13 protein-coding genes are annotated in these 12,544 nt (G+C 65.4%); 10 read left to right on the top strand and 3 right to left on the bottom strand.

The annotated features are described in order from the left end of the window. Entirely contained in the window at window positions 1-810 is an 810-nt protein-coding gene (locus tag OO015_RS04015; RefSeq protein WP_265939941.1) for a ParA family protein, read from the top strand. 39 nt (window positions 811-849) lie between these two features. Further along, window positions 850-2,385: an IMP dehydrogenase gene (gene guaB, locus OO015_RS04020; RefSeq protein ID WP_265939942.1), complete on the top strand. Its 1,536-nt coding sequence runs from the start codon at window positions 850-852 to the stop codon at window positions 2,383-2,385. Between the two features lie 72 nt (window positions 2,386-2,457). Here the strand turns inward: guaB and OO015_RS04025 are convergent, their stop codons facing one another. Next, window positions 2,458-4,248: a hypothetical protein gene (locus tag OO015_RS04025; RefSeq protein WP_265939943.1), complete on the bottom strand. Its 1,791-nt coding sequence runs from the start codon at window positions 4,246-4,248 to the stop codon at window positions 2,458-2,460. Window positions 4,249-4,432: 184 nt separating this feature from the next. On the opposite strand from OO015_RS04025, the gene OO015_RS04030 reads away from it, so the two are divergent. From OO015_RS04030 to OO015_RS04055, 6 genes are all read left to right on the top strand, one after another. Further along, window positions 4,433-4,618, top strand: coding sequence for a hypothetical protein (locus OO015_RS04030; protein ID WP_265939944.1), 186 nt, complete (start codon window positions 4,433-4,435; stop codon window positions 4,616-4,618). A 63-nt stretch (window positions 4,619-4,681) separates the two neighbouring features. Beyond that, on the top strand, window positions 4,682-4,873 hold the full coding sequence (locus tag OO015_RS04035) for a hypothetical protein (protein ID WP_265939945.1): 192 nt from the start codon (window positions 4,682-4,684) through the stop codon (window positions 4,871-4,873). Next, complete coding sequence (locus tag OO015_RS04040) at window positions 4,870-5,778, top strand: LLM class flavin-dependent oxidoreductase (protein WP_265939946.1); 909 nt, start codon at window positions 4,870-4,872, stop codon at window positions 5,776-5,778. The genes OO015_RS04035 and OO015_RS04040 overlap by 4 nt, the downstream gene beginning before the upstream one ends. Window positions 5,779-5,783: 5 nt before the next feature. Further along, entirely contained in the window at window positions 5,784-6,386 is a 603-nt protein-coding gene (locus tag OO015_RS04045; RefSeq protein WP_265939947.1) for a thioredoxin family protein, read from the top strand. Between the two features lie 45 nt (window positions 6,387-6,431). Further along, window positions 6,432-6,932 (top strand): hypothetical protein, encoded by a 501-nt coding sequence (locus OO015_RS04050; protein WP_265939948.1) that lies wholly within the window; start codon window positions 6,432-6,434, stop codon window positions 6,930-6,932. 3 nt (window positions 6,933-6,935) lie between these two features. After that, window positions 6,936-7,199 carry a hypothetical protein gene (locus OO015_RS04055; RefSeq protein WP_265939949.1) on the top strand — a complete coding sequence of 88 codons (264 nt, stop codon included), beginning with the start codon at window positions 6,936-6,938 and terminating at the stop codon, window positions 7,197-7,199. On the opposite strand, the gene OO015_RS04060 is transcribed toward OO015_RS04055, so the two are convergent. After that, window positions 7,177-7,857 (bottom strand): cyclase family protein, encoded by a 681-nt coding sequence (locus tag OO015_RS04060; RefSeq protein WP_265939950.1) that lies wholly within the window; start codon window positions 7,855-7,857, stop codon window positions 7,177-7,179. The genes OO015_RS04055 and OO015_RS04060 overlap by 23 nt on opposite strands. 391 nt (window positions 7,858-8,248) lie before the next feature. Here OO015_RS04060 and OO015_RS04065 point away from each other — a divergent pair, with 391 nt between their 5' ends. Next, entirely contained in the window at window positions 8,249-8,782 is a 534-nt protein-coding gene (locus tag OO015_RS04065; protein ID WP_265939951.1) for a hypothetical protein, read from the top strand. Next, the gene (mgtA, locus tag OO015_RS04070) at window positions 8,775-11,282 is read left to right on the top strand and encodes a magnesium-translocating P-type ATPase (RefSeq protein ID WP_265939952.1); all 2,508 of its coding nucleotides are present in this window, start codon (window positions 8,775-8,777) and stop codon (window positions 11,280-11,282) included. Before OO015_RS04065 ends, mgtA begins: the two co-directional genes overlap by 8 nt. Here mgtA and OO015_RS04075 read toward each other — a convergent pair. Next, window positions 11,261-12,442, bottom strand: a complete 1,182-nt coding sequence (locus OO015_RS04075) for an NAD(P)/FAD-dependent oxidoreductase (RefSeq protein ID WP_265939953.1) — start codon at window positions 12,440-12,442, stop codon at window positions 11,261-11,263. The genes mgtA and OO015_RS04075 overlap by 22 nt on opposite strands. Window positions 12,443-12,544 lie beyond the last annotated feature (102 nt).

Here is a 12,544-nt window from a genome sequence, read left to right on the forward strand (position 1 = left end):
GTGGAACGGGTGATCGCGGTCGCGAACCAAAAGGGTGGAGTCGGCAAGACCACGACCGCTGTGCAGCTCGCGGCTTTTCTCGCCCAACGCGGGCATCGGACGCTCTTGATCGACCTGGATCCCCAGGCCAACGCGACAAGCAGTCTTGGTGTCGACCGTGCACGGCTCGCGGTGAGCCTGTACGACGCGCTCCTCGAGCCCGACGAGAGCGAGGGCGCGGTGCTCACCGACGTACGCCCGGGACTGGACCTTTTCCCCTCATCGGGCGCGTTGGCTGGTGCGGAAGTGGAACTCGTTTCCGCACCCGAGCGCGAGTATCGACTGCGCACGGTCGTGGAGCGCCTGGCGTCTCGCTACGGGGTCGTCCTCATCGACTGTCCTCCCTCGCTGGGACTCCTGACCGTCAACGCGCTCGCTGCCGCGCGCTCCGTCCTGGTTCCGATCCAGTGCGAGTATCTTCCGCTCGAGGGGCTGGCCCAGCTGGTGACGACGCTCGACCTCGTCAAACGACGACTCAACCCACGGCTCGACGTCCTCGGCGTCGTCTTGACGATGTTCGACGCCCGGACGCGGCTGGCTGTCCAGGTCGTGCAGGAGATCCGCCGGGCATTCGGCACACGCACCTTCCGGACGATCATCCCGCGCGCCGTCCGGCTGGCCGAGGCACCGAGCCATGGGCAGACGATCTTCGAATACGACCCGACGTCGCGTGCTGCGCACGCCTATGCGGAACTCGGGAAGGAACTCTTGGAGCGGCTCGCTCTACCGGTCGAAGAAACACCGCTCGAAGCGTCGCAGAGCATACGCTGAACGAAACGAAAGGATGCGAGTCCTGGGGGGTGACAGACGATGACCATAACGTCCGATCCGATACCGACCACATCGACCGAGATCCCGACCCTCGAAGAGGTCGTCGCCGAGAAACTCGTCGGCATCGGGCTCACCTTCGACGATGTCCTGCTCGTCCCGGCCGAATCGGCTGTCCTACCGAAGGACGTCGATACGCGGACGCGGCTGACCCGACATATCGAGCTCAACATCCCGATCGTCTCCGCAGCGATGGACACCGTCACCGAAGCGCGCATGGCGATCGCGCTCGCCCGGGAGGGCGGAATCGGGATCATCCACCGCAATTTGTCGATCGAAGAACAGGTCGCGGAAGTCGACAAGGTGAAGCGTTCCGAATCGGGCATGATCGTGGAACCGGTCACCTTGCGCCCGACCGACAAGGTACGCGATGCGCTCGCCGTGATGGAGCGCTACCACATCTCCGGCGTGCCGATCACCGACGAGCAGGGACGACTGGTCGGCATCCTGACCAACCGTGACCTCCGTTTCGAGGACGACCTCGACCAGCCGGTCGCCAACCTGATGACGAAAGAGAACCTGATCACGGCACCGGTCGGGACGACGCTCGACGAGGCACGCGAGATCTTGCACAAGTACAAGATCGAGAAGCTTCCCGTGGTCGACGAGCACGGGATCCTCAAGGGCCTCATCACGGTCAAGGACATTCAGAAGCGAATCCAGTACCCGAACGCGACGAAAGATGCCCAGGGGCGGTTGCGGGTCGGCGCGGCGGTGGGCGTCGGGCCAGACGCGCTGGAGCGGGCCGCCGCGCTGGTCGAGGAGGGCGTGGATGTCCTGGTGGTCGACACCGCGCACGGGCATTCCCGCGCCGTGATCGAGATGGTGCGGGCGATCAAGTCCCGTTGGGACGTCGACGTCGTCGCGGGCAATATCGCGACCGGTGAAGCGGCGCGAGCCCTCATCGAGGCTGGCGCCGATGCCGTGAAAGTCGGTGTCGGCCCCGGCTCGATCTGTACGACGCGGGTCGTCGCAGGCGTTGGGGTACCGCAGATCACGGCGATCATGGACGTCGCGCGCGTCGCGCGTGCCTACGGCGTACCGGTGATCGCCGACGGCGGTATCCAGTACTCCGGCGATATCGCCAAAGCGATCGCTGCCGGTGCCGACTCGGTCATGCTCGGAAGCTTGCTCGCCGGCGTCGACGAAAGTCCGGGCGAAGTCATCCTCTACCAGGGCGAGCGGTTCAAGGAATACCGCGGTATGGGCTCGATCGGCGCCATGAAGGCGCGCTCCTACAGCAAGGATCGCTACTTCCAGCAGGACGTAGACAGCATCGCGAAACTGGTTCCCGAAGGTATCGAGGGCCGCGTCCCTTACAAGGGCCCCCTGGCGAATGTCGTCTACCAGCTCGTCGGTGGACTGCGGGCCGCGATGGGTTACTGCGGTGCCCGCACGATCCGCGAGCTGCAGGAAAAGGCGCGCTTCATCCAGATGACGAACGCCGGGTTGCGCGAATCGCACCCACACGACGTCATCATCACCAAGGAAGCCCCCAACTATCGCCTGACGCACTGAACGCGAAGCCAGCGACAAACATCGGGGAGACCGGCTCGGTGCCGGTCCCCCCGCTCGTTTCGTTCGGATGGCTCAACTGGCGTGGGTCGGGATCTCCGGATGTCGCTGGCCGTCCCAAGTGATTCCCCAGAAGTGCCAGCGGAACTCGCGCTCCAACTCCTTCAACGTCTCGGTGATCGCGACCGTATTCGGCCGCCCTCGCTCGTCGAACCACTGGCGGAGCGGCACCGGACCGGAGAAATTCGTCGCGTGCGTCGGGAACTCCGGGTGGAGTCGGCCATCCCACGACACACCACGCACGTGCCAGTTGAAGCCCTCCACCAGCGTCCGGAGCGTCCGAGCGACGACTTCGGCCTTCATCGTGCCGTCCGGGTTGAACCACGGGCTTTCGGTTGGGTTGGCGGAGATGACGAAACCCCAAGTCGTGGTGAGGCTCCGTCCGGCAGCATCACGCGCAGTCGCCGTGACCCCATAAGTACCTGGGGCGAGCGTGCGGGTTACGAAGACGAGCCAGTGTCGATCGTCATCGCGTGAAATCTCGGCTGGCAACAGCTGTCCGTTGAGCCGCAATTCGACACTCGCGAGCGGCTGGTCGGTGGAGACGACCTCGACCGAAATCATGACGGGATCGGTCGGTGGCAGAGTCGCGAAGTGCATCGGCGAGCGTGTCGCGAAACGCAGCGTGGAGGAGACGTCCGCGTGCGTCGGCATCTCGGGATGGTACGCACCGTCCCACGACATACCGAAGAAGTGCCAGCGGAACGCCTCGCTCAGGGCGCGAAGTGACGCCTCGATCTGCGTTCGACGCGGCGTACCGTCCGCGGCGAACCACCAGCCGTCGTTCGGATTCGCCGAAACGACGAACTGCCACTGGACAGTGAACGACCGGCCGAGTTCGTCGCTGGCTGTGGCACGGACGACGAAGAGACCTGGTTGCAGGGGTTGCTGGGCGCCCACGGTCTTGCGCGTTCGGTCGCCCGTCTCGCTGAGCGCAAGCTCGCGATCGTTCAACCACATCCGCACCGAACGCACCCCGCTCGGCGTCTCCGCAGTGACCGCGATGCGCACGTTCCCGGGCGGGAGCGTACTCCACGGGAGCGGAGTCAGGTCACGGAAGACGGGCCCTTCGGTGACGCCACCGCCTCGCGTCGCGATCACGCCGGTCGCCTCGAAGTTCCAGAACGCCGTCAAGGTGGTGGAACGAAAGAGCAGGGCATCGACCGCCCCGGACCAGCCAGCCCAGCCGGAACCGAGACAGCCGGCACCGATCCCGAGTCCACCCTGGCCGTTCTCGGGCACGGCCAGCCGGGCGCCAGGGAAAGCTCCCAGATAGCTCGCGAGCGGCCCCGGGTTGTCACGCAAGAGACCGCCGAGACCACGCTGCGACCACCACCGGCCGCGTGTCGCTTCCCACTCCTGCCAGACCAGTGGCGTGACCGACCCGTTCCGCTCCGGCTGGTAGATGAGCCGATCGTCAGCGACACCGTCATCGTTCAGGTCGACGTCGAGGAACACGTGTGGCGCGACAGCACCTCCCCGCGACACGAAGGTCCAGTAGCGCAGTTCCTGGAGGTTTTTCAGTGCCACGCCCGCGACCTCCGGCTGCACCAACTGCGACCAGATGCGCCCTTCGTTGACGCTGGCTACCGCGATCTGGAAGCTCCCGGTTCCGTGCGGTGGGACCGCCGGGCCAGCGACGAAGTTCTGCTCGGCGTAACCGCCGTCAGCGCCGCACGATTCGACGTAGCCGCGCCAGCCAGCCGTCTCCGGCTGTGCAGCGACGGGGAGCGACGGTACGACCAGTACCGCCAGCGACAGCAGAAGCCCGACGAAATGCCCGATGCGGCTGCACACGTGTCGCATGGACGCCCTTCCCTTCCCGTGCAGACCGGTGACCAGGCTGCACACCACCCTGACCGAAGAACTCTCCCGCTAGCCTAGCCGACTGCGGGTCCCGTGACAAGCGGCCGCGCGTTGTCGTTATCGCGATATTGTGATATGCTCATGTCGGTTGGCCGAACCGGCACGGAAGTGGAGGTGGGTGCCCATGCGGACGATCGAACGAATCTTGCGAATCCTGCGACAGCGCGAGACACCGGTCACCGACCCGACCTTCGCGACCTACTACAGCATGCTGGTCAGCGAAGTCGGCAGCGGTGCCCCGACAGTCGAGGAGGCCCGGCGCGACTTCGAATCGGTTCGCCGTGTCCTCGACCGCGCATTCATTGCCTGATGCCTTGCCACGGTGCCTCCCCTCGCCGATACTCAGAGCGGCCAGCGCAGAGGGGAGGCCAGCGTGGCGTATCTCGACCGCGAACGACTCGTCGAACTGCTTCTCCGCGATCTCGACCGCGAGGTCGAACGTCACCCCGAACTCCGCTCCTTCGCCGAGCGCGTCGCGGAAACGATCCTGGCAGCGCTCGCTGAGCACGAGCGGCGGCTCCACACGCTCGCGGCGGACTTCGGAGAGGAGGAGCGGGAGCGATGACCGGACACCAGCTTCCACCGCAGCCGATTCGCTTCGGCATCGGTACCGGGAATCGGCGTCCTTTCCAGGAACTCCTTCGCCAATGGCAGTGGATCGAGGAACTCGGCTTCGACACCGCGTGGGTGGTCGATCACTTCATGGCCGCCGACGATGAGGACACACCCTACTTCGAAGCGTGGTCCTTGATCGCTGCACTCGGCGTTCAGACCCGTCGCCTGCGCTTCGGCGTCCTGGTCAGCGGCAATACATACCGAAATCCCGGCCTCCTGGCGAAGATGGCGGTCACGATCGACCACGCGACGAACGGGCGGGTCGAGCTCGGGATCGGCGCTGGCTGGTGGGAACGCGAGCATCGGGCATACTCGTTCCCGTTCCCGAGTACGGCCGATCGCATCGCGATGCTCGAAGAAGCGATTCACGTTATCGACCAGCTCCAACGCGAGCGGCGAGTCACCTTCCACGGGCGCTTCTACCGCTTCGAGGACACGCCGTTCGAGCCGAAGCCGGTGCAAAAGCCACGCATCCCCTTGATCGTCGGTGCATTCAAGCCCCGGATGCTCCGGCTGGCCGCTCGCTACGCCGATATCTGGAACACGCGCGGTGAACCCGAGGAGGTCGGACCGCTCGCCGACTTCGTCCGGCGCGCAGCACGCGAGGCAGGCCGGGACCCGGCCACACTGCGCTGTTCCGTCTTCACCTGGCGCCCACCCTTCGAGAGCGTGGAGCAGTTCCGGCGTACCGCTCTCGCGTACCTGGAACACGGGTTCACCGATCTCGTCTTCCCGATACCACCCGAGTCGCACTGGTCGGTGCTGGAACGCTGTGCACGCGAGGTGATTCCGGAACTCCGGGAACAGGCAGCACGCGGCCGGTTCACGCCGACAGATAGAAATAGCGGGAGGTGAACAGCATGACCCTGGTTGCGGAGCGATGGGAACAGGCGATGACGCCTGAGGAGTACATCGCTTCGATGCAGCAGTACCGAGAGGAATTCGAGGCGAACATCGCGCGGACGCGCGTCATGCCAGGCGATTGGGCGGCCTTCGGCCAGGAGCCGCTCGCCATCCTCGTCATTACCGAGGACTGGTGCCCGGATTCCGTCCAGTTCGTGCCGATGGTCATCGCACTGGCCCAGCGCATCCCGACGATCGAGGTCCGCATCGTCCGCCGGAGCGAGCATCAGGATCTCGCTGGCCGGTACCGGCGCCCGGACGGTTCCCAGGCGATCCCGACCTTCGTCGTGCTCGATGCCGACCTGCAGGAACTCGGGTTTCTCATCGAGCGACCGGAACGCGCCCAGGAGGAATTGCAGGAAGCGCTCGCGCGCTTCGCCCGCGAACATACGGAACTCGAGGGCATCCAGCGCCCTTGGGCCGAAATGCCGCCGGACACGCGACTGGCCGTCAGAAATTTCCTGAAGGACTGGCGAGACCAGCAGTTCGATCGCTGGACACGCTACCTGTTCGAAGATCTCGCCGAGATCGCGAAATCGGCCCGGACGCGCGCATCCTGACGTCGGACGTAGCACGCCGGCGAGATCACGGAAAGGATACGACCGATGCACGAATCCGATCGACCCGGTATCCACCCGACTGTCTACCGGCAACCGGGCGGGAACGTGCCGACCGAAGCGACCGCTGTCCGCGATATGCACGTCGACCGTGTCGAGGGGCAGACGATCGTCGTCGAGGGAAGCCGGATCGCCCAGCTCACCGGGCAACGGGTCAGTCTCGAGCGCTCCACCGCACAGCGCGTCGAGGGAAGGAGCGTGCAAGCTGACCGGAGCGCGATCCGTCATCTCGAGGCCGAGCGAGCTGTTGCCCTCCGGAGCGCTGTGGCGCTGGCGCGTGTGCGGGAACTCCGGGCAGCGCGGGCACGGATCGGCTTGCTCCGCGCCGACCGCGTCGAGGTCGAGCACGGAACGGTTGGGATCGCGCTCGTCCGCGAACTCGCCGGTCCCACGTTCCTGCGCGTTTCACTCGGTTCTCTTCTGGCATTCGCTGGTGGAATCGTCACCGGTATCGCATTCTCATTCGTCGCACGATCGAAGCGGAGATGAGCGATGGCCAAGCTTCGAATCGCCCGCTTCTTGGCGAGCAGTGCACTGGGTATCGCAGCCGGTGCCGCTGTCGCCGCGCTCCTCTCCTCGGAGCGGCGCCGGGCACTGGAAGCTTCCGTGCGTGAGCGCTGGCAGCGTGCCCGCCGCGCAGCCGATGAGGAGTCGACGCGCACCGAACAAGAGCTCTGGGCACGTTTTCGCCAACTCGTCGGTCTTTCGTCGCAGGACGGCGTCCCGACCGACTTCACGCTGCCGCCGTCTCGCTGAGCACCGCGTACGCCCGGACAGGAACCGCTGAGCCGGAGCGGATCGGGATCGGCGCAGCGTGGAAGCGGAAGCGGCGACCGACCAGCCGATCGAGACCGGTCAAGTTCTCGACGATCGGGACACCAGCCCGAAGCAGGATGGTGTGGGCTGGACGTCGCCGGTCGGCGACATCATCGATGTTCCAGCTGTCGATCCCGACCAGCACGGCCCCACGCTCGGCGAGCAACGCCGCAGCCTCTGCGGTGAGGTACGGGTTGGCTGCGAGATATCTGTCGCTTCCCCAGAAACGGTCCCAACCGGTGCAGACCAGTACTGCCGATCCGCTCAGGTCGAGACCGGCGAACCGTTCCGGCCCGATCGCCAGCGCACCACGCGCGACACGCCAGCGCGCGTCGACGACGAGACCGGGAAGATCGGCCACCCGATCGAGCGGCAGCGTAGCGAGGTCGAGACCATCGGCATACCGGTGATACGGAGCGTCCAGGTACGTACCGGCATTGCCGACGAAGCAGTAGCGATGGATGACGAAGGTCGTACCCTCGGCGTACGCACGCGCCATTTCCTCGCGACTCCGGTACTCGACGATTTCCGGAGCTGGCAGACCAGGAAACAGTGGGATGGCCGGATCGAAGGGATGGCTGAGATCGACGATGGCCATGACACGCACCTCCTGCTCGTCTCCCTGTCAGTCGCGACACCGGCTCCTGCAGCCCAGCCGGCCAGTTCGACGCGCTCACTCTCGTCGCTGTCGGACTTCCGTTTCGGCGCCCGCGTGCTCTGCTCCACCCACCGTGGTGAGATAGCTGTGCCAGCACGCTACCCTGCACGCGGGGGACAAACGCCTTCTGTCGCGTCCTACAGGACATTCCTCGGTTCGCGTCAGCCGAGCATAGTCCCGCGGCCTCCTCGTCCTCGCCCTGGCAGCTTCTGTACTCTTCCTGGCTCGCGACATTGTGCTGCCGTTTCTGGCCATCTACTGTGCGTAGATCGTCAGACTCGGCAAGAGGTCCGCAGGAGCGGGCATTGCTCTCTCGTCGGTTCTCGGAGTCATGGCAACGATCGCCCTCGCCGGGACGATCGACCGTCCCGGTACCCGGCGCATCTTGCTGCTCGCGGCGCGTGCACGCGCATCGACGCATGGACCCCTCTGTCTTGGCCGAACGCCTCGCCGCTTCCTCACTGTGATGGCATGCTTCGGAATCGCCGTCAACCTCTACTCGTACGAGCGAGCGTCGGGCGCGGTAGCGACCCCGTTCCTCTCAGTTGCCCGCGTTGGCGACGTCTTCGCGTTACAGCGCGTAGTCAATGCGCTCGATGGGTTGGTCGCGCGTGGCGGCGACACGCCGACGCACCGCGTGGTGTTTGTCGGCAGCACAGGGACATCGTCAAGTCCATCGGCGTGGGAGGCGCTACGTGACTCGCGAGAACGCTGCTCGAAACTGGCGCAACGCTCCTCGCTCTGGGGCGGTACAGTCGTCGCGATGCTCGCGATGAGCCTGCTCGCGTGGCTGATCCTACCCAAGACACCCCCATATGTCGAGTCAGCCACGTTCGCTATCGGGACGGAGTACGCTGATGGCTAACCAGTACTCGAACGCTTCCCAGTGGCAGGGGCTGAGTGACACGGAGGCTGCCGAGCGTCTCCGACGATTCGGACTAAACGAACCGGAGGTGACGCAGCGGCCGCGAGCACTCGTGACTCTCGCACGCCTCTTCCTCGACCCTCTAACTATCGTTCTTTTGATCGCGAGCGGCATCACCGCGGTGCTCGGTGAGTATGTCGATGCCAGCCTGATCGTGACCATCGTCCTGGCCAGTACGACCGTCAACTTCCTCCAGTCGTACCGCTCGCAACAGGCACTCGAGCGCCTCCGCTCGCGCATCGTTCCCACCGCAACGGTCCTCCGCGATGGACGATGGCGGGAGATACCGCGACGCGAGCTCGTCCCTGGCGATATCGTCAAGATCACAGCCGGTGACCTCGTGCCAGCCGATGCTCGCTTGCTCGAGGCCGTCCACTTGATGGTCCAGCAAGCGGCACTCACCGGCGAGTCAGTGCCGGTCGAGAAGCAGGCCGCGCCAACAGCTCCAGTGGTAGCAGATCCGAACGCACCGCATATGGTCTTCCTCGGCTCGTCGGTCGTTTCCGGAGCAGGCATCGCCGAAGTCGTCTCGACCGGCCAGGCGACGTTGTTCGGGAATATTGTCAGCCGCTTGGCGGCGCCACCGCCGGAAACGGCTTTCCAGCGTGGTCTCCGGCAGTTCAGCCTCCTGATCACCCGCACTGTGACCTTCCTCGTGTTGTTCGTGCTCGCGGTCACGCTCGCCTTCGGCCGTCCCCCACTCGACTCGATCCTCTTCGCCGTTGCGCTCGCGGTCGGCCTCACCCCGGAGTTCCTCCCGATGATCGTCACGATCGCACTGGCTCAGGGCGCGCTCCGGATGGCCCGGCGGCGCGTTCTGGTCAAGTCGCTCCCGGCGATCGAGAACCTCGGCAGCGTCGACATCGTGTGTAGCGACAAGACCGGCACGCTCACGCTCGGCAGCATGCAACTCACGTACGCGCTGTCCGCCGACGGCACCGACTCGCCACGTCCGCTCCTGCTGGGGTGGGTCAACGCCCGGACCCAGTCGGGGCTCACCAGTCCGTTCGACCAGGCGCTCCTCGCAGTCGCACCTCCCGGCATACCGGAACTCAGCAAGCTCGACGAACTCCCGTTCGATTTCGAGCGCCGACGCGTCACAGTGGCAGTCCGGCTCGGCGAGGAAGTCCTCGCTGTGACCAAAGGGGCGCCAGAAGCGGTCCTCCCCATTTGCGTGAGCTACGAGGACACGAGCGGGATCCACCCGCTCGACGAGGCCGCACGGCAGCAAGCCCTCGCTCTGTTTCGTCAGCTGAGTGCTCAGGGGTACCGGGTTCTCGCTGTCGCTTGGCGTGCCTGGAGCCCGGAACAGTCGCTCGATCGAACCGCCGAGTGTGACTTCGTCTTCGCTGGGCTCCTCGCCTTCGCTGATCCGCCGCTACCGGAAGCGACCGAGACGATCCGGCAACTCGCTGAGGATGGTGTGCGGGTCAAGATCCTGACTGGCGACAATGAACTCGTCGCCGCCGCGGTCTGCCGCGCAGTCGGACTGCCCGCCCAGCGTATCGTCCTCGGGAGCGAACTCGAGCACCTCGATCCGCTGGCACTCGAGCGGATCGCCGAGGAAGCGGACGTCTTCGCCCGTGTCACGCCGGCACAGAAGCACCGGATCGTGCTGGCACTCAAGGCACGCGGTCACGCTGTCGCATTCCTCGGCGATGGCATCAACGATGCGCCCTCGCTGCACGCTGCCGACGTCGGTATCTCGGTCGCCAACGCAGTCGATATCGCTCGCGAGGCAGCTGACATCGTGCTCCTGGACCGGCGCTTATCGACGCTGCATGAGGGGATCCTGGAGGGCCGACGCGCCTTCGCCAACGTGATGACGTTCTTGCTCATGGAAACGAGTTCGAACTTCGGAAACGTCTTCAGCATGGCGGGTGCAGCTGTCTTGCTCCCCTTCCTGCCGATGCTGCCACACCAGATCCTGCTCAATAACTTTCTCTACGACCTCGCACAAGTTGCGATTCCACGCGACCGGGTCGATCCGGAACTCACCGCGTCGCCCCGGCGCTGGGACATCGGCTTCATCCGCCGCGCGATGCTCGTTCTCGGGCCCGTCAGCTCGCTCTTCGATTTCCTGACCTTCGGCGTGCTGCTCTTCCTCTTCCGGGCAACCGAGGTAGTCTTCCACACCGGTTGGTTCGTCGAGTCACTCGTGACGCAGTGCCTGGTCGTTTTCGTCATCCGAACGGCGCGGGCACCGTGGCGCTGGCTCCCGAGTCGATCGTTCGCACTGAACGTTCTGGCAGTGGTCGTCGTCGGTCTCTTGCTACCCTACAGCCCGCTCGCTCGACTGCTCGGGTTCGTGCCCCTACCACCGGCGTATCTTATCGTTCTCGCTGGCGCAGTCACCACGTACCTCGCGCTGGTCGAGGTCACCAAGCGTTGGCTCTACCGGCGCTACCAGGCGCCGCATCAGCGCGAGACGGTCCGGTGAGGGCGAGCGTAGTCGGTCGCATCGACCCAAGGCTGCCCCTCCGCGAAGCGAGTCAGCCGAAATGGTGAGAGGTCCTGTGCTGGTGTACCGTGCACGATCCACTCGGCCAGTGCTCGTCCGACAGCTGGGGCCGTCTTGAAGGAGGTGCCTGAATCGCCGAGCATGGCGAAGAGACCGGTGTAACCAGGAACTGGCCCGATCAGAGGACGGCCATCCGGACTCTGCATCACGACACCAGCCCAGCCCCCGCGAGCGATACCGTGCGCGAGCTCCGGGTACCGGCGAGCGATCGCTGCTCGTGCCGCCGGCACGAACGCGGCGTCCGCTGTCTCGGCATACTGGTCCGGATCAGCAGGAACGACTCCGGCTTCCAGTCCGACCAGCGTGCTTGTCTCCCCCTCTGGCCGATACCACATGCCAACACTCGTATCGATGCCGCAGCAGTGCCGGGGTGCGAGATCACTCGGCCAGCGGAAGATGGCGACCTGCACCCGCCGGGGCACCAGACCGTAGTTCAGACCGAGCGGCGCGAGTAGCTGATTCGCCCAGGGCCCCACTGCCAGGACAACGGCTCCAGTTGCAATATGCCCCCGTTCCGTTCGGACCCCGATGACCTGCTCCCGTTCGACCTCGATCGCCAGCACCCGCTCGCCGGTACGGATTTTCGCCCCCGCTTGCCGTACCCGGTGCAGCAGACCGAGCGTCGCCGCAACCGGGTCAGCATAACCACTCTCCGGCTCATAGGCGGCCACAGTCAGTCCTGCGACGTCGCGCCAGGGTTCGAGTTCAGCGACCTCCTGCGCGGTCACCAGCTCGACCGGTGCGCCGAGCGCCCGCTGCATCGCCACATTCGCCCGGAGCTTTTGCTCGTCTTCCGGAGCGACGACCTGGAGAAAGCCCGTACAGACGAACGGCGACGGCGTTCCGACCCGCACCTCCCACTCCTGGAAGAATCGAAGACTCTCGAGTGCCAAGCGCGTCTCGTGTGGGTTCGGGTAGTGCAGCCGGACGAGCGCGCCGGACTTCCCCGTCGCGCCACTCGCTGGCACGGCTCGCTCCAACACGAGGACGTCCGACAGACCGAACTGGGTGAGCCAATAGGCAGTACTCGCACCGACGATACCAGCCCCGATGACGATAGCCTCTGCTGACTCACGCATACAGTGCTCCCGTGTCAACGCGGATCGAACCAGAGGGTTACGGGAGCGTCAAGAGTGAGTGCGAACCACGCAGGACAGACGGTCAACCTTACGCCAAAGATT

It is taken from the genome of Thermomicrobium sp. 4228-Ro, assembly GCF_026241205.1.
Lineage (GTDB): Bacteria > Chloroflexota > Chloroflexia > Thermomicrobiales > Thermomicrobiaceae > Thermomicrobium.